We start from the raw sequence: 16,619 nt of genomic DNA, 5'->3' as shown, positions 1-16,619 counted from the left end.
GTGTCTCGGCGTGTCGCGCACCAGTACGGTTCCGGATGTGGCGCAGCGGTGGCTCGACGAGGAGCAGCAGCGGACCTGGCGGACGTGGCTGAGCGTCGCCGAGCTGCTCCCGCGGGTCCTCGACGCCCAGCTCCAGCGCGACGCCGGCCTCAGCCACGCCGCCTACGTCGTCCTGGCCATGCTCTCGGAGGCGCCCGGGCGCAGCCGGCGGATGAGCGACCTGGCCCGCCGCGCCAACCAGTCGCAGAGCCGGCTCTCGCACACCGTCGCGCGGCTGGAGGAGCGCGGCTGGGTGCGCCGTGAGCGCTCCGCCGAGGACGGCCGGGGGCACGTCGCCGTCCTCACCGACGCCGGGTGGGACGTCGTCCGCTCGGTCGCGCCCGGTCACGTCGAGGCCGTCCGCGCGGCGGTGTTCGACCCGCTCACCGACGAGCAGACCCGCGCCCTCGGCGACGCGCTGCAGGCGGTGCTCGACCGGCTCGACCCCGACCACAGCCTGCGCCTGCGGGAGGTGGCGGACGCCGGCTGACCGCCGGCCTCACCCGGCGGTCGCCGTCCGGCGGCCGACGTCCTGGCTCACCACCGCGGGTCCTGGCTCACCACCGGTCGTGAGCCAGGAGCCGCGACGACCAGCTCACCTGATCGTCGGGGAGCCCGTTCAGCGGCCGAGGTGGCGGTAGCGGTGCAGCCGGGTGCGGAAGCGCTCGCCGTCGTCCCGCCCGAGCAGGCCGGCCAGCTCCTCGCCGAGCACCCGCCCCAGCCGCCGGCAGAACTCGACCGGCTCGTCGGCGGCGTCCGGCCGCTCCGGGACGACGCGGTCGACGATCCCGGCCCGCCACAGGTCGGTGGCCCGCACCCCCTGGGCGGCGGCCATCTCGTCGGCGCGGTCGACGGTCCGGTGCACGATCGCCGAGGCACCCTCCGGCGGCAGCGGGCCCAGCCAGCCGTTGGCCGCGGCCAGCACCCGGTCGGCCGGTGCGAGCGCGAGCGCCCCGCCGCCGGTGCCCTGGCCCAGCAGCACCGCCAGCGTCGGCGCCCGCAGCACCACCATGTCCTCGAGGCAGCGGGCGATCTCGGCGGCCAGCCCGCCCTCCTCGGCCTCCTTGGACAGCGCCGCGCCGGGGGTGTCGATGAGGGTGACCAGCGGCAGCCGCAGCTCGGCGGCCAGCCGCATCCCGCGCCGCGCCTCGCGGAGCGCGGCCGGCCCCAGCGGCGCCGACAGCGACTGCCCGCGCCGGTCCTGACCGAGGACGACGCAGGGCGCCCCGCCGAAGCGCGCCAGGGCCAGCAGCAGCCCGGGGTCCTTCTCCCCGGCGCCGGTGCCGGACAGGCCGACGACGTCGGTGGCCGCCGTCCGCAGCAGCCGCCGCACGCCGGGCCGGTCCTCGCGGCGGGAGGCGGTGACGACCGCCCAGGCGCTGCGGCCGTCCTCCGGGTCGTCGGCCTCGGTGCCGTCCTCGGGTCTGGGCCGCTCGGCGTCGGCGACGTCCCGGTGCCAGGTCTGCCGGGCGGCCAGCACCCGCAGCGCCCGGTCGGCGACCTCGGCGATCTCCTCGTACGGGACGACGGCGTCGATGAGCCCGTGCTCGGCGAGGTGCTCGGCGGTCTGCACGCCCTCGGGGAACGGCTCGCCGTAGAGCGCCTCGTACACCCGCGGGCCGAGGAAGCCGATCGAGGCGCCGGGCTCGGCGATGGTCACGTGGCCCAGCGACCCCCACGAGGCCAGGACGCCGCCGAACGTGGGGTGCCGCAGGTAGACCAGGTAGGGCAGCCCGGCCTCCTTGTGCCGGGCGATCGCCGCGGTGATGCCGATCATCTGCAGGAAGGCGACCGTGCCCTCCTGCATCCGGGTGCCGCCGGAGACCGGCGCGGCCAGCAGCGGCAGCCCCTCCTCGGTGGCCCGCTCGACCGCGGCGATGAGCCGGTCGGCAGCGGCCACGCCGATGGAGCCGGCGAGGAAGCCGAACTCGCCGGCGATCACCGCGACCCGCCGTCCGCGCAGCTGGCCCTCGCCGGTGGTGATCGACTCGTCCTGCCGCGTCCGCTCCACCGCGCGGACCAGCTCGGCGGCGTAGGACTCCGGGACGTCGCCCACCGGAACGGGGGAGTCCCAGCTCTTCCAGGAGCCGGGGTCGAGGACGAGGTCCCGCAGCGCCCGGGCGTCCAGGGACGTCACCCGGCCTCCTCGCCGGCGCTCGTCGGAAGTGCGCCGGAGCGTGCGCTGCTCATGGGTGGGCCCGCGAGCCCGCTCACCGCGAGAGCCAGGCGCGGATCGCCTCGTTCGAGGAGCCGAGCACCGGCGGCGCGGCGTGGTCTCGCCGGGTGGTCTCGGTCTCGCCGTCCGGGCCGGAGGCGAAGAAGCGCAGCGGTGGGCCGGGCAGCTGCAGCCGGCCGAGCGTCTGGTGCTCGACGTCGACCAGCAGGCCCTGCGACAGGGTCTGGTCCCAGCCGTAGACCTCGTCGAGGGTGCGCACCTTGCCCGCCGGGACGCCAGCACCGGCGAGGCGGGCGAGCAGCTCCTCGGGGGTGAGATCGGCGAAGGCCCGCTCCAGCAGCTCGATCACCTGGTCGCGGTGGTCGACGCGCTCGCCGTTGGTGGCCAGACCGGGCGCCTCGGCGTCCAGGCCGAACTCGGTGCACAGCCGCCGCCACAGCCCCTCCGACCCGCAGGAGAGCTGGACGCTGCCCCCCTTGCAGTGGAACAGGCCGTAGGGGGCGATCGAGGGGTGGTGGTTGCCCTGCGCCCGCCCGACCTCGCCGGCGACCGTCCACCGGGTGCCCTGGAAGGCGTGCACGCCGACGATCGCCGCCAGCAGGGAGGTGCGCACCACCTGACCGCGGCCGGTGCGCTGCCGCTCGATGAGCGCGGCGAGCACCCCGTAGGCGCCGTACATGCCGGCCAGCAGGTCGGCGATCGGGACGCCGACCCGCTGCGGGTCGTCCGGGCCGGAACCGGTCAGCGACATCAGCCCGCCCTCGCCCTGGGCGATCTGGTCGTAGCCGGCCCGCCCGCCCTCGGGCCCGTCGTGGCCGAAGCCGCTGATCGAGAGGGTGACCAGCCGCGGGTTGAGCTGCTCGAGCACGTCGGTGCCGAAGCCGAGGCGGTCCAGGGTGCCGGGACGGAAGTTCTCCAGGAGCACGTCGGCACGGCGGACCAGCTCGCGCAGCAGCTCCTTGTCGCCGTCGTCCTTGAGGTCGAGGGTGACCGACTCCTTGTTGCGGTTGGTCGAGAGGAAGTACGTCGACTCCCGCTCGGCGCCCTCCGGGTGGAGGAAGGGCGGGCCCCAACCGCGGGTGTCGTCCCCGCTGCCGGGGTTCTCCACCTTGATGACGCGGGCGCCGAGGTCGCCGAGCATCATCCCGGCGTGCGGTCCGGCGAGGGCCCGCGTGAGGTCGACGACGAGCACGCCGTCCAGGGGTCCGGACATGGTTCGGATCACAGCTCCGATCAGAAGAACGACGGGACGACGACGAACGTCAGCCAGGCCAGCAGCGGACCTGCGACCACGACGATCCCGGCGTACGCCAGGATCTGCTTGTAGAAGCGGTCTCTGTCCACGTCCTGCGCATTGGCCAGGACCAGCGCGCCGTTCGTCGAGAACGGGCTCACGTCGACGATGGTCGAGGCCACGGACAGGGCGACGACCACGCCCACGGCCCCGATGTCCCCGGCCTGCAGGAAGGGCACGGCGAGCGCGATGGCCACGGCGATGATCGCGACGGACGACGCGAACGCCGACACCACCGCGCCGATGTAGCAGAGCAGCAGGGCCACGAGCAGTGGCGCGCCGATCCCGGTGACCGCCTCGCCGACGTAGTCGATGGTGCCCGCCTCCTGCAGCACGAAGACGAAGGTGAGCACCCCGGCGATCAGCAGGATGGTGCTCCAGCTGATCTGGGCGACCGCGCCCTTGTGCTGCTGCGCGGAGAACAGCGCCAGGACGACGGCCACGGAGACCGAGACGAACCCGATGTCGAGATCGAAGACCAGCGCCAGGACGGCGACGACCGCCAGACCGATCAGCGTGAGGATCTGCTCGAACCGCACCGGCTGGGCGACGTCGGGGTGGATGTGCTCGTCGTCGTCGCCGCCGACCGCCGGCCCCGGGGCGGCGCCGTGGCCCCGGACCTCGGTGCCGTGGGCGTGCTCGACGCGCTCCAACGGTACGGCCGCCACCTTCCGCCCCAGCAGCTTCCGACCGCCCAGCACGACGAACAGCACCAGGGCGATCGCCAGGTTGAAGAACAGGCTGCCGAGGAAGACCTGGATCGAGCTGCCCGGCAGGCCGGCCTCCTCGACGATGTCGTTCACCGTGACGCCGTAGACGCTGATGGGGGAGAAGCCGCCGCCCTGCGCGCCGTGGATGACCATCATGCCCATGAGCAGCGGGCTGATCCCGTGCCGCGCGGCGAAGGTGAGCGCGATCGGGGCGATGATCGCGACGGCGGCGGGGGAGAGCGCGCCGATCGCCGTGAGCACCGCGGTGACGAAGAACATGATCCACGGGATGGCGGCGACGTGGCCGCCGACGAGCTTCACGGCACCGCGGACCAGCAGGTCGACGGTCCCGTTGTTCTGGGCGATGGCGAACAGGTAGGTGACCCCGATCAGGGTCAGCACCAGCTCGGACGGAAACCCGGCCAGGATGTCGTCGGTGCTCAGCCCGACCGACAGCGTGCCCACGAGGAACGCGGCCACGAAGGCCAGCGCCCCCATGTTGATGGGCAGGAACGTCGCGATCGCGAAGATCACGACGAGCGCCAGGATGGTGACGATCTCCGGTGACACGAGCGGCTCCTACGGCGTCGGAGGACGGGGACACCTCGCCTCAGTGGACCAGTGGCCCAGCCACCAGGGCGGGGGCACTGTGTCACGCACCACGTCTCAGCATCCAGGGAGGGGCCCGTGCCCGCGCCCGGTGAGCCCCCAGGCGTCATGCGGCCGCTGCGCCGCTCCCCGCGGCTGTACGAGCAGGTCGTCCAGCAGCTGATCTCCTGGGCCGACTCCGATGGCCTCGACCCGGGGGACCGGCTGCCCGCCGAGCGTGATCTCGCCGCCCGGCCGGGCGTCAGCCGCGCGACCCTGGGGTGAGCGGCTCAGGCCAGGTCGAGCCAGCCGCCCGAGGGGGTCACCACCGCGGTGACGCGCTGGTCGTGCGGCTCGACCGGCAGCGCATCGACCAGCTCGTCGTCGAAGACCAGGGCCACCAGCCGCGCGCCGGGGCGGACGTGCCGCAGCGCGCGGTCGTAGTAGCCGCCGCCGCGGCCCAGGCGCACCCCGGTCCGGTCGACCGCGAGCGCGGGGACGACGACGACCTCGGCGGCGCCGATCGCGGTCGGTCCCAGCCGCGGCCCGACCGGCTCGAGCAGCCCGAAGCGGCCCGGGGCCAGCCGGCCGGTGTCGACCGCCCAGGTCAGCTCGCGCCCCTCGGCAGGGATCACCGGGAGGAGCACCCGTGAGCGGAGCTGGGTGAAGGCCGCCGGCAGCCGGCCGGCCCCGGGCTCGGTCGGGTCGGGTGCGAAGGCGGCCAGCGTCCGAACGCCGGCCAGGCCGCGCAGCAGGGCGGTGGCGAGCGCCGCGCTGGCGGCGGCGCGCTCCTCGGGGGAGCAGGCCTCACGGCGGGCCCTGATCCGGGCGCGGAGCGCGACCTTGGCCTCGGTCACGTCGTCCGCGGGGGTCACGGCCGCAGGCTAGCCAGCCCGCCTGGGAGTCCCGGTCCGGCCGCTCCCGCACGGGTGGCGTGGACGGCGTGTCCGCGCGCGTGTCGCCGACGACGACCCGCGCACCCGTCCGGCGGCGTCCCGACGGCACCGCGCGGAGCATCCGCCTGGCCGGCCCTCCCGTCGGCATGGGTCCGTCAGCCAAGCCCTAGGCTCGCGCGCATGCCGACTCCGAGCACCCGCCCGACGCGGAAGGCCGTCATCCCCGTCGCCGGGATGGGTACCCGATTCCTGCCGGCCACCAAGGCGGTGCCCAAGGAGCTGCTGCCGGTGGTCGACCGGCCCGCGCTGCAGTACATCGTCGAGGAGGCCGCGCGCGCCGGGCTCGGCGAGGTGCTCATGGTCACCGGCCGCAACAAGGCCGCGATCGAGGACTTCTTCGACCGGGTCCCCGAGCTCGAGACCGCGCTGGAGAAGAAGGGGGACGCCGCCCGGCTGGCGGCCGTGCACGCCTCCACCGAGATCGCCCAGGTCCACTTCGTCCGCCAGGGCGAGGCGCGCGGGCTCGGCCACGCGGTGCTGCAGGCCGCCGCCTTCGTCGGGGACGAGCCGTTCGCCGTCCTGCTCGGCGACGACATCATCGACGCCCGCGACCACCTGCTCGAGCAGATGCTGCAGGTGCAGGCCGAGCACGGCGGCTCCGTCGTCGCGCTGCTCGACGTCGGCCGGGAGAACATCGACAAGTACGGCGCGGTCGCCGTCGAGCCCGGCGGCACGGACGTCGTCACCATCACCGGCCTCGTCGAGAAGCCGCCGGCCGACGAGGCGCCGTCCAGCCTGGCGATCATCGGGCGCTACGTGCTGGCCCCCGAGGTCTTCGACGTGCTGCGCGAGACCGCGCCCGGCCGCGGCGGGGAGATCCAGCTGACCGACGCCCTGGCCACCCTCGTCGGGCGCGGGGAGCCGGTCCACGGCGTGGTCTTCTCCGGTCGCCGCTACGACACCGGCGACCGGCTCGACTACCTCAAGGCCGTCGTCCAGCTGGCCAGCGAGCGGGAGGACCTCGGCCCGGGCTTCCGCTCGTGGCTGGCCGAGTTCGTGGCCGACCTGTCCCCTGCGGGCGCGTCGGAGGCCTGAGCGGAGGCCCTCAGAGGGCAGCATCGACCCCTGTGGTGGGCATGACCGAGGACGGCACGGACGGGACGGTCCCGGGGTACCGGGACACCACGGCGCTGGACCTGCGCTCCGGCACCCCGGTGCGGGACGTCCCGGCGCCGTCGCCCGCCGGCGACGGGGCCCCCGTGCACGAGACGACGGCCATCGACCGCGGCGCCGTGCCGCCGCCCCCCGCCACGGCCGAGCCGGTACCGCTGCGCAGCGTCGAGCAGCACCTGGACGAGATCCTCTCGGCGGTGCCCCAGCCGGACCCGATCGAGCTGGCCGTGCTCGACGGGCAGGGCCTGCTCTGCGCGGAGGAGGTCGTCAGCCAGCGCGCGCTGCCGGCCTTCGACCAGGCCGCCCTCGACGGCTACGCCGCCCGTGCGCTGGACGTCGAGGGCGCCACACCCGCGGAGCCGGCGCACCTGTCGGTGGTGGGGGAGACCGTCGCCGGCCCGAGCGGCCCGGCCTCCATCGGCCCCGGGATGGCGCAGAAGGTGGCCGCCGGCGCGATGCTACCGGCCGGCGCGGACGTCGTCGTCCCGGTGGTGTGGACCGACGGCGGCATGGCCACCGTCGCCGTGCACGCCGGCCCGCTCGCCGGCACCTACGTGCGCCGCGCGGGGGACGACGTCGCGCCGGGCACCACCGCGGTGCAGGTCGGCACCCCGATCGGCCCCGCACAGATCAGCCTGCTGGCCGCCGTGGGCCGCGACCGGGTGCAGGTGCGCCCCCGGCCGCGGGTCGCCGTCCTCTCCGCGGGCAGCGAGCTCGTCGAGATCAGCACACCGCCCGGCCCCGGCCAGGTCGTCGACGTCAACAGCTACGCCCTGGCCGCCGCGGCGCGCGACGCCGGGGCCGAGGCCTACCGGTGGGGCATCCTCCCGGCCGAGCCGCGCCGGCTGTCCGAGGTGCTGGAGAGCCAGCTGCTGCGCAGCGACCTGGTGCTCGTCGCCGGCACCTTCGCCAGCGAGGGCGACCCGGTGCAGGAGGCGCTCGCCGCCCTCGGCCCCATGCAGTTCTCGCAGCTGACGATGCACCCGGGACCCGTGCAGGCCTTCGGCCGGCTGGGCCCGGACTCCGTCCCGGTCATCTGCGTGCCCGGCGAGCCGGTCGCGGCGCTGGTCGCCTTCGAGGTCTTCGTGCGCCCGGCGATCCGCATGATGCTGGGCAAGCGCCAGCTGTTCCGCCGCACCGTGCAGGCCATCGCCGCCGAGCGGCTGCTCTCGCCGCTGGGCTACCGGCAGTACCTGCACGGCCAGGTCATGCGCCACCCCGACGGCGGCTACGTCGTCGAGCCCCTGGGGGACGGCGACGAGGCGATGCTGGCCCGGATGGCGCGGGCGAACTGCCTGATCGTGATCGACGAGGACGTCACCGAGGTGGCCGCCGGCGGGCTGGTCACCGTCATGCCGCTGCTGCTGGGCGGCTGAGCGGCGCCGTGGTCGACCCCTCCCTGCGCCCCGGCTGGCCGGCGCACCTGGCCTGGGGCCCGGTGGAGCTGCACCCGCCGCGCCGGCGGGACGCCGAGGAGTGGAGCCGGGTCCGGCTGGCCAACGAGGCGTGGCTGGCGCCGTGGGAGCCGACCGCGGCCGGACCGTGGGCCGCGCGGCACACCCCGGGGGCCTACCGGGTGATGCGGCGGGCCGTGCTGCGCCGCGCCGCGATGGGCCTGTCGCTGCCGTTCGTCATCCGGGTGGAGGGCCGGTTCGCCGGGCAGGTGACCATCGACAACGTCGTCCGGGGCGCGCTGCGCTCGGGCAACCTCGGCTACTGGGTCGACCGCGCCGTGGCCGGCCGGGGGATGGCCTCGTTGGCCGTGGCCCTGGTGTGCGACCACGCCTTCGGGCCCGCGCGGCTGCACCGGCTGCAGGCCGACATCCGTCCCGAGAACGGGCCGAGCCGGGGGCTGGTGCACCGGCTGGGGTTCCGTCGCGAGGGCTTGCTGCGCCGGTACCTCGACATCGACGGTGACTGGCGCGACCACGACACGTTCGCCCTGCTGGCCGAGGACCTGCCCGGCGGCGTGGTCGAACGGTGGCGGTCCCGCGTACCACGCTGACCGGCGGACGGCGCGTGCCGCCGGATCGACACGCCGATCCGGGACCCCAGCAACACACTCCAGTCACACGACACTCCGGGACACGCCGCGCGCCTCCCTCCGACGGAGGAGGGCAGGCCGTAACTTCGCCCGGCAGGTGACGCATGTGACGGGTGGTGTTCAGGATGGGTTCGGGTGTGCTGCTGGCCGCTCTGGTCGTGCTGTGGTTCGTCGTGCTGGTGCCCATGGTGGTGACCCGCGGTGACTCCTCGGCCGTCCCCTCGACGGGGGCCGACGCCGGGCGCACGCTGCAGCGGCGCCGGACGGTGGACCCCGCGGTGTTCGCGGAGACCGAGCGGGTCTCCATCGACCGCGCGGCGCTGCTGACCTCCGGCGAGCTGCGGGTCGACGTCCACGCCGTCCGCCGCCGCACCCTCGCCGGCCTGCTCGCCCTCACGCTGCTCGCGCTGGTCGGCGCGCTGGTCTGGAGCCCGTGGCTGTGGATCGCGCAGGGCGTCCTCGACGTCGCGGTCGTCGCCTACCTGATGGTGCTGCGGGCCGTCGCGCGCCGGGAGCGGCTGGCCGCCCGCCGCGCCGCCCGGGCCGCCGCGCGTTCCGTGCGTCAGCCGGCCGCGCGTCCTGCCGCGCGCCCGGTGCCGGCGCCCCGGCCGGCCCCCGTCGAGGAGGAGCCGGCCGCGGAGGTGCACTCCACCGTCGGCCTGCCGCACCCGAGCCTGCCGCTGGCGCCGGTGCACCCGCTGCGCCCGGGCCGGGTCGTGGCCGCCCGCACCGCTGCCCCGGCCGGCTGGCAGAACAGCGCCGTCGTGGGCCTGGACGACGACGACATCGGTTTCGCCGACATCGACGTCTACCAGCCGCGCCGGGTCGTCAACGGATGACGGACCACCCTTCCCCCCACGCCTCGCAGGCTCGGCGCGGGCCCCTGAAGGCTGGCCACCCCGGTCGTGGCGGGGGCGGAGGCGGACGGTAAGCTCGTCTCCGTCAGGGGCTGTAGCGCAGTCCGGTAGCGCACCTCGTTCGCATCGAGGGGGTCAGGGGTTCGAATCCCCTCAGCTCCACCCCGACACCGAGAGCCCCGCCCTGTCCGCCCGGCGCGGGGCTCTCCGGCATCCGGGTGCGGGTCAGCTGCGTGCCCGGGCCACGGCGGCGACCGCGGCCTGCGAGGCCACCGCACCCAGGTGACGCACCTCCTCGGCGCCGAGCACCGCCCGGTGCCGCGCCGACTCGGCCGCTGCGACGACGAGCGGCGCGGCCGTCCGACCGAGGTGCCGGACCTCCTCCCCGGCGCGCACCGCCCGGTGCCGGGCGGACTCGGCGGCAGCCACCGCGAGCGGCGCGGCCGTCCGACCGAGGGAGCGGGCGCCCTCCGCCGTCCGCGCGGACACGGCGAGCACCTGCCCGGCGAGCACGTCGGCGCGGGACGGCGGGGATGGCGCCCACGGGCGACGGGCCCACAGCCGCCGGGGCCACGGCTGCCGGACCGCTGCGCGACGGGCGCGGGCCCGCACCACGCCGAGCCCGGCCACCGCGGCGAGGGCGCCCGCAGCGAGCACGGCCCCGCGACCGGTCGATCCCGAGGTGGTGTCGGCTGCGACCGCGGTGTCGGCTCCCGAGGAGGTGTCGGCCGGGGCGGTGTCGGCCGGGGCGGTGTCGGCCGGGGCGGTGTCGGCCGCGGTGTCGGCTCCGGCGCCGGTCCCTGCGGCGGCAGCCGGCAGCAGGGTCTCCGAGGCCTCGCTCGACGACTCGATGCCGTAGTGCCGGTAGAGGTCGGCCTCCTGGCCCGTGGACAGCTCCCGGGCGTCGCCGACCGACGGCGCGGTCGTCACCTGGGCGCGGGTCACCGCGACCGTCACCCGGCCGCCCGAGCCGTCGGCGTCCAGCGCCGGGACGACGGCGCTCGCGCCCTCGACCTCGACGTACACCCACTCCGGTCGGCCGGTGGACTCGTCGGCGAGGACCGCGGTGCAGGAGCCGAGCTCGATCCCCTCGCGGTCGACCACGGTCCAGCCGACCCACTCCCTGGCCTCGTCGCGTGCTGGCAGGCCCATGGCCGCCTCCTCGTGCCGGCGCCGGTCATCACCCGCGGCGGTGTCTCCGCCGGTCGCGCTCCCCGCAGCCTGGCTGCCCGCGAGGCCCGGCCGCAACCCGGTCCAGCGCGCCGCGCACGGGCCCGGCGCCCCTCGCCGAGGCCAGGCGTGGTCGGGCTCTCCCACCCGATCGGGTGACGGACTCCGCCGGACCCCTCAGCGGTCCGGCGGCGGCGCCGATGCCCCTGGTGTCGAGGACGCAGGTCGCTGCGTCCCACCACCGTCGGAGGAGTCGCCGTGCACCACCGCGCCCCCCGGGCCCGTCGCACCGCCCTCGCCGTGGCGGTGCCCATCGGTCTCGTGACGAGCCTGGCGCTGACCTGGGGCTCGACCCAGGCGGCCTTCTACGCGAGCACCGGCAACGTCGGCAACTCGTGGCAGACCGGCAGCGTGGTCCTGGACCACAGCGCCAGCGGCTCGGCCCTGTTCACCAGCGCCAGTGACGGCGCCCTCAAGCCCGGACTGCCGCCCCGCTCGCGGTGCATCCGCCTGGACTACACCGGCACCCTGCCGGCCGACATCCGCATGTACGTCGGCACCCCATCGGGTGGCGCCACCGCGCTGGACCCCTACCTGGTGATGAGCGTGGAGCGAGGCATCGACGTCACCTCGACGACCACGGTGGCGGCCGACTGCAGCACGGGGTTCACCCCCACCGCCACGCCGACCTACCTGGACAGCGCGACCCACACCGACGCCCCCACGGTGGAGACCTCGCGGACGCTGGCCCACCTCAGGGCCCAGCACGCGGACTACACCACCGGCATCGCGGTGAACCCGGCCACCGCGCCGAACACGTACATGACCCTGCGGATCACCTACTCCCTCAAGGACGACAACGGGGCGCAGAACAAGCAGTCCAGCGCCACGTTCACGTGGGAAGCGCGGAACACCCCGTGACCGCGCCCACCGTGATCAGCGGCCCCCCGCGCCCCGCCGGGCCCGACTCCGCCGTCCCGGGCCGGGGCCTCCGCCCGGCCGCCGTGTACCGCGCGGTCGTCGCGGCCGTGCTGGTGGCCGTGGCCGGCCTGGTGTTCCTCGCCCTGGCGCCCCGGCTGGTCGGCTTCCAGGGGCACGTGGTCGTCTCCGGCTCGATGGAGCCGCGGCTCTCGCCCGGCGACGTGGTGCTGACCCGTCCGGTGCTGCCGCAGGACCTGCAGCCGGGGCAGGTGCTGCTCTTCCCCGACCCCGAGGGGGCCGACCGGCTGGTGCTCCACCGCCTCGTCTCCTTCGACGAGCGGGGGGACCTCGTCACCCGGGGGGACGCCAACCAGAGCAACGACAGCACGCACGTGCCGACCTCGAGCGTCATCGGTGCGGCCGAGGTCGGGGTCCCCTACGTCGGGCTCCCCGCGTACTGGCGGTCCACCGGTCAGTGGGGCCACCTGGCCGCGCTCACCGTCCTGCTCGGGGGAGCGATCTCCTCCCTCTCCAGCGGGTCCCGCAGCCGGGGCAGTGGTCCCCGGGGCCGGACCAGCGCCGACCGGCTCGCGGCCACCCCCGCCGAGCCCGTCGTCCGCCGCGTCGGGCTGCCGCCCGTGCCCCCGGCCGCTCGGCCGGGAGCCGGCGCGCGGCTCCGGACGCCGCTGCCGGCCGGTGGCCCGCTCCGCTGACCGTCGTCCCTGCTCAACATCCGCGCCGCGCAGCCGAAGACATGAGCGAGCCAGACCGGTCCGACGGCCGGACCGCGGCCTCGCCAGGGAGGGGGTGGGTGTGCGCCCGTCACCGCTTCCCACGCCCCCGCGCCTGCTGGGCAGCAGCCGGGGTGCCGCCTGGCTGGTCGGCGCCGCCCTGCTCGCCCACCTGACGGCCGGGTGGGTCGAGCTGCCGGTCGACGCCGCCGCCGCGAGCACCAGTGCGGTCAGCCTGGTCGACGACCGCGGTGGCTCGGCGCTGTTCACCTCGACCGGGCTGCGCCCGGGTGCCACGGAGACCGCCTGCGTGGCGCTGGCGGCGACCGGGTCCGCCCGGTCGACCGGTGAGGTGACGCTCAGCGCCGAGGTCACCGAGGACGCCCTCGCGCCCTACCTGCACCTCACCGTCGAGCGGGGCAGGCTCGGCGACCCGGCGCGCTGCGCGTCGTTCACCGGCGTCCCCGCGTGGAGCGGGACGCTGGCGCAGCTCCCGCGGACGGCCGCCGCGGGGATCCCGACGGGCTGGCGGCCCGGGGACTCGACCTCGACGACCTACCGGGTCAGCATCACGGTCCTCGACGACCCCCGGGCGCAGGGACTGAGGGCCGCGGCCACCTTCGTCTGGGCGCTCGACTTCGAGCCGGTCCCGGAGCCGACCCCGACCCCGGAGCCGACCCCGACCCCGGAGCCGACCCCCGAGCCGGAGCCGACCCCGACGCCGGAGCCGACCCCCGAGCCGGCCCCGGTGCCCGCGTCGGCTCCCGAGCCGACGCCGGAGCCCGAACCCACCCCGACTGCGACGCCGACCCCGAGCGCCGTCCCGACGCCCCAGCCGGAGCCGGCCCTCCCGTCCGAGACCCCGAGCCCGACCCCGACCCCGGCACCGCCGGCGACCGACCCGGCCGAGGACCCGCCGCGCGGCGGCGGCAGCGACGTCGTCCAGGCGCCGCCGTTGCAGGGACCCCCCACGACGGTCGCCGAGGTGGCCGCCGCGGTCGGTGAGACGGCGATCGCCGTCGTCCAGGACGGCCAGTTCCCGCTCGCGCTGGTCGCCGTCGCCGCGGGCTTCCTCGCCGTGCAGGGCCGGCTCGACCGCAGCGACCCGAAGCTGGCGCTGGCCCGGGTGCACCAGGAACTGAACGACTTCCGAGACTTCCCCGAGTTGCCGAGGACGGCATCCCCATGAGCCAGACACCTGCCGCAGCACAGGGCTCCCTGGACAACCTGCCCCTGGCCGACCGCCTGCGGTGGCTGCTCGGCGTCCGCATCGGCGTCGTCGTCCTGCTGCCCGTGGCGGCGTGGGTGGCCACGCGGACGGCCGACACACCCGGGGTGGACGCGCTCGTCGTGCCCGGCCTCGTGCTGCTGACCGTCGGGCTCGTGCTGCAGAGGCTCTCGGCGTTCGGCCGGCGTTGGGCGGTGGCGGCCATCACGGCGCCGGTGATCCTCGACGCCGTCCACCTGGGGTGGGCGCTCTACGTCGCCGGGGGCATCTCCGGGCCGGTGGTGTACGTGATCGTCCTGCACGTCATCTGCGTGACGCTGCTGGGCTCGTTCCGCACCGGTCTGAAGCTCGCGCTGTGGCACTCGCTCGTGGTGATGTCGGTCCTCAAGGCGGTCGACACGGCTCTGCTGCCCGCCCACGGAGTCGTCCAGGGCTTCGAGTCCCTGCCCTACGGGGTCTTCCTGGTCGCCGTCTGGGTGACCGCGATGATGACCTCGGGCCTGGGCGCGGTGAACGAGCGCGAGCTGCGTCGCCGCAGTTACGACGAGGAGGCGCTGCGCCGGCTGGCGGGCGCCCTGCACGAGGCGGACACCGGCGCGAAGGTGGCCGAGGCGCTGCTCGACTTCACCGTCGACGCGGCCGACTCCCCGCTTGCCGCGGTGCACTGCCACGTGCCCGAGGGCAGCGCCGTGCCGGCGGTCGACCTGGCCGTCCGCAAGCACCGGGACCACGACGCCGAGCCCCTGCGGGCGGTCGGCGCACCCCCACCAGGGTCGCTGCTCGCCGCAGCGGTCGACCGGGGCAGCACGCTGCTGGCGGCCATGAAGGGCCCCGACCAGTGGGTGGACGACGTGCTGGAGGGCGCCCGTCGGGTCGTCGCCGTCCCGTTCGGCCTGGACGGATCCGGCAGCGGTGTCCTGACCTTCCAGGACGACGCACGCAGCGGCTCGCGCATCGAGCGACGCCGGGTGGGTGTCGCCGAACAGGCGGTGGCGCACGCCGCGACGGCGTTCGCCCGCGTCGCGCTGCTGGAGCACCTGCAGGCCAGCGCGCTCACCGACGGACTCACCGGGGTGGCCAACCGCCGGGCCTTCGACGCCGCGTTCGACCGGGAGCTGTCGGTCGCCGCCCGCAGCGGTGCGCCGGTGTCGGTCCTGATCATCGACCTCGACCACTTCAAGAAGCTCAACGACACCTACGGCCACCAGGCCGGCGACGACGTGCTGCGGGGCGTGGGCGCGGCGCTGCGGTCCTGCGTGCGGCCGGGCGACGTCGCCGCGCGCTACGGCGGCGAGGAGTTCGCGCTCGTCCTGCCCGGCGCCACGGCGGACGAGGCCGTCGTGGTCGCGCGCCGGCTGCGATCGGTCCTGCGGGCGGTGGAGGCGCCGAGGCCGATCACGGCGAGCCTGGGGATCGCCTGTCAGCACGGGGCCGGCCTGTCCGCCGCGGAACTCCTCGCCACCGCGGACACGGCCCTGTACGCCGCCAAGGCCGGCGGGCGGGACCGGGCCCACCTGGCGGGGGTGGAGGGGCCGGTCACCGGCGGCGCCACCGACCTCGTGCCGCCGATCCCGGTGCCGCGACCCGTCGAGGAGCACGCGGCCCGCTGACCGCGGGTCCCGGCGTCCCTCCCTCGGGGCAGGGCGGCGGGACCGGCGCGCGGAGCACTCAAGCTCCGGCGGACCCGTGCCGATGTCTGCACCACGCGCCCGAGGGCGCGGGACCGGACGGGAGGGGACGACGATGGACGAGCCGGACCGGCGTGCCCGGCGGGTTCCCGGAGCCGGTGCGGTCGGCCTGGTCGCTGCGCTGGGGCTGCTCGTCGCCGTGCTGGCGCTGCCCTCGGTCCACACGGCGTTCTCGGCCACGAGAGGCACACTGCCCAGCTCCCTGGCCGCCGACCAGCTGCAGCCACCGTCCGGCCTCACCGTCACGCAGACGTGCTCGTACGCCCCCATCGCCCTGCGGGGGGCCCTCGCCTCGACGGGCACGTCACCGCTGGCCCTCAGCCCCCCGGCCGGGACCCAGGCGGGGGACGTGCTGGTCGCGCAGGTGGCCTACTACGGCACCTCGCCCCTCACGGCGCCCAGCGGCTGGACCCGCGTCGTCCTGCCGGACACGAGCGGGGGCGTCGTGACCTCCGCCGTCTACTGGAAGGTCGCCGCAGCGGGCGAGCCGGCCGCGTCCTTCGCCCGTCCCAGCACCGAGAGCGGCGACATGGTGGGAGGCATCGTCGCGTACAGCGGGGTCAGCGCGACCGCTCCCGTCGCCGCCTCCGGTGGGGCCACGGGCGCCGGCGACACCGCGACCTCGCCGGCGGTGACGACGACGGCGACCGGTGCGGTGGCCGTCCACCTGATGGCCAGGGGCGGGGTGCAGTCCGCGACGTCGACGGGCTCCAGGGAACTGTGGACGCGCAGCTCCGACAGCGAGAGCATCACCGCGTTCGACGAGCCCGTCGCGGGGTCCGGTGCCGTCCCGCAGCGCTCCTCGACGACGTCCGGCTCCACGACCGCCTGGATCGCCCAGACGGTCGTCCTGCGTCCCGCCCTCCAGCAGGTCGGCGCGTCCCTGTCCTGGGCCCCGACCCCCAGCACCTGGGCCGACGGCTACAAGGGCGAGCGGGTCGTCGGTGGGACGGTCCACGGCCCCAGCACCGTTCCGTTCGGGACGACGACCGCCAGCGACACGGGTCTGGCCAACGGCACGACCTACACCTACCGGGTCCGGGCCTACCGCGGCGCGTGGGTGTCGGACGTGGTGAGCACCTCGCTGACCACGTCCTGCTGACC

16 protein-coding genes and 1 tRNA gene are annotated in these 16,619 nt (G+C 75.9%); 12 read left to right on the top strand and 5 right to left on the bottom strand.

Going from position 1 to position 16,619, the window contains the following annotated elements; genetic code table 11:
- The first annotated feature begins 37 nt into the window (after positions 1-37).
- On the top strand, positions 38-529 hold the full coding sequence (locus ACWIX7_RS08940) for a MarR family winged helix-turn-helix transcriptional regulator (protein WP_448621192.1): 492 nt from the start codon (positions 38-40) through the stop codon (positions 527-529).
- A gap of 129 nt (positions 530-658) precedes the next feature.
- On the opposite strand, the gene ACWIX7_RS08935 is transcribed toward ACWIX7_RS08940, so the two are convergent.
- The 3 genes from ACWIX7_RS08935 to ACWIX7_RS08925 form a co-directional block, all read right to left on the bottom strand.
- A complete protein-coding gene (locus ACWIX7_RS08935) occupies positions 659-2,176 on the bottom strand; it encodes a carboxyl transferase domain-containing protein (RefSeq protein ID WP_448621191.1) in 1,518 nt (505 codons plus the stop codon).
- Positions 2,177-2,249: 73 nt separating this feature from the next.
- A complete protein-coding gene (locus tag ACWIX7_RS08930; protein ID WP_448621190.1) occupies positions 2,250-3,428 on the bottom strand; it encodes a CaiB/BaiF CoA transferase family protein in 1,179 nt (392 codons plus the stop codon).
- Between the two features lie 20 nt (positions 3,429-3,448).
- Positions 3,449-4,789, bottom strand: a complete 1,341-nt coding sequence (locus ACWIX7_RS08925) for an SLC13 family permease (RefSeq protein WP_448621189.1) — start codon at positions 4,787-4,789, stop codon at positions 3,449-3,451.
- Positions 4,790-4,906: 117 nt separating this feature from the next.
- Here ACWIX7_RS08925 and ACWIX7_RS08920 point away from each other — a divergent pair, with 117 nt between their 5' ends.
- Positions 4,907-5,092 carry a GntR family transcriptional regulator gene (locus ACWIX7_RS08920; RefSeq protein ID WP_448621188.1) on the top strand — a complete coding sequence of 62 codons (186 nt, stop codon included), beginning with the start codon at positions 4,907-4,909 and terminating at the stop codon, positions 5,090-5,092.
- Positions 5,093-5,097: 5 nt separating this feature from the next.
- Here ACWIX7_RS08920 and ACWIX7_RS08915 read toward each other — a convergent pair whose 3' ends face one another.
- Positions 5,098-5,682, bottom strand: a complete 585-nt coding sequence (locus ACWIX7_RS08915; RefSeq protein ID WP_448621187.1) for a 5-formyltetrahydrofolate cyclo-ligase — start codon at positions 5,680-5,682, stop codon at positions 5,098-5,100.
- 201 nt (positions 5,683-5,883) lie between these two features.
- Here ACWIX7_RS08915 and galU point away from each other — a divergent pair, with 201 nt between their 5' ends.
- From galU to ACWIX7_RS08890, 5 genes are all read left to right on the top strand, one after another.
- On the top strand, positions 5,884-6,798 hold the full coding sequence (galU, locus tag ACWIX7_RS08910) for a UTP--glucose-1-phosphate uridylyltransferase GalU (protein WP_448621186.1): 915 nt from the start codon (positions 5,884-5,886) through the stop codon (positions 6,796-6,798).
- 41 nt (positions 6,799-6,839) lie between these two features.
- Positions 6,840-8,252 carry a molybdotransferase-like divisome protein Glp gene (glp, locus tag ACWIX7_RS08905; protein WP_448621185.1) on the top strand — a complete coding sequence of 471 codons (1,413 nt, stop codon included), beginning with the start codon at positions 6,840-6,842 and terminating at the stop codon, positions 8,250-8,252.
- An 8-nt stretch (positions 8,253-8,260) separates the two neighbouring features.
- Positions 8,261-8,881 carry a GNAT family N-acetyltransferase gene (locus tag ACWIX7_RS08900; RefSeq protein WP_448621184.1) on the top strand — a complete coding sequence of 207 codons (621 nt, stop codon included), beginning with the start codon at positions 8,261-8,263 and terminating at the stop codon, positions 8,879-8,881.
- Between the two features lie 164 nt (positions 8,882-9,045).
- Positions 9,046-9,759 (top strand): divisome protein SepX/GlpR, encoded by a 714-nt coding sequence (gene sepX / locus ACWIX7_RS08895; protein ID WP_448621183.1) that lies wholly within the window; start codon positions 9,046-9,048, stop codon positions 9,757-9,759.
- A 106-nt stretch (positions 9,760-9,865) separates the two neighbouring features.
- Positions 9,866-9,939 (top strand) — tRNA-Ala (locus ACWIX7_RS08890).
- A 63-nt stretch (positions 9,940-10,002) separates the two neighbouring features.
- Here the strand turns inward: ACWIX7_RS08890 and ACWIX7_RS08885 are convergent.
- The gene (locus tag ACWIX7_RS08885; protein WP_448621182.1) at positions 10,003-10,929 is read right to left on the bottom strand and encodes a hypothetical protein; all 927 of its coding nucleotides are present in this window, start codon (positions 10,927-10,929) and stop codon (positions 10,003-10,005) included.
- Positions 10,930-11,205: 276 nt separating this feature from the next.
- Here ACWIX7_RS08885 and ACWIX7_RS08880 point away from each other — a divergent pair, with 276 nt between their 5' ends.
- The 5 genes from ACWIX7_RS08880 to ACWIX7_RS08860 all read left to right on the top strand — a co-directional run bounded on the left by ACWIX7_RS08880 (position 11,206) and on the right by ACWIX7_RS08860 (position 16,617).
- Positions 11,206-11,868 carry a hypothetical protein gene (locus ACWIX7_RS08880; RefSeq protein WP_448621181.1) on the top strand — a complete coding sequence of 221 codons (663 nt, stop codon included), beginning with the start codon at positions 11,206-11,208 and terminating at the stop codon, positions 11,866-11,868.
- On the top strand, positions 11,865-12,581 hold the full coding sequence (locus ACWIX7_RS08875; protein ID WP_448621180.1) for a signal peptidase I: 717 nt from the start codon (positions 11,865-11,867) through the stop codon (positions 12,579-12,581). The genes ACWIX7_RS08880 and ACWIX7_RS08875 overlap by 4 nt, the downstream gene beginning before the upstream one ends.
- A 100-nt stretch (positions 12,582-12,681) precedes the next feature.
- The gene (locus ACWIX7_RS08870; RefSeq protein ID WP_448621179.1) at positions 12,682-13,788 is read left to right on the top strand and encodes a hypothetical protein; all 1,107 of its coding nucleotides are present in this window, start codon (positions 12,682-12,684) and stop codon (positions 13,786-13,788) included.
- Positions 13,785-15,437: a diguanylate cyclase gene (locus ACWIX7_RS08865; protein ID WP_448621178.1), complete on the top strand. Its 1,653-nt coding sequence runs from the start codon at positions 13,785-13,787 to the stop codon at positions 15,435-15,437. Before ACWIX7_RS08870 ends, ACWIX7_RS08865 begins: the two co-directional genes overlap by 4 nt.
- A 133-nt stretch (positions 15,438-15,570) precedes the next feature.
- Positions 15,571-16,617 carry a fibronectin type III domain-containing protein gene (locus tag ACWIX7_RS08860; RefSeq protein ID WP_448621177.1) on the top strand — a complete coding sequence of 349 codons (1,047 nt, stop codon included), beginning with the start codon at positions 15,571-15,573 and terminating at the stop codon, positions 16,615-16,617.
- The last annotated feature ends 2 nt before the right edge of the window (positions 16,618-16,619 follow it).

It is taken from the genome of Geodermatophilus sp. URMC 65, assembly GCF_053502545.1.
The sequence above is the reverse complement of the archived record's forward strand: the minus strand, read 5'-3'. Positions and strand labels throughout refer to the sequence as shown.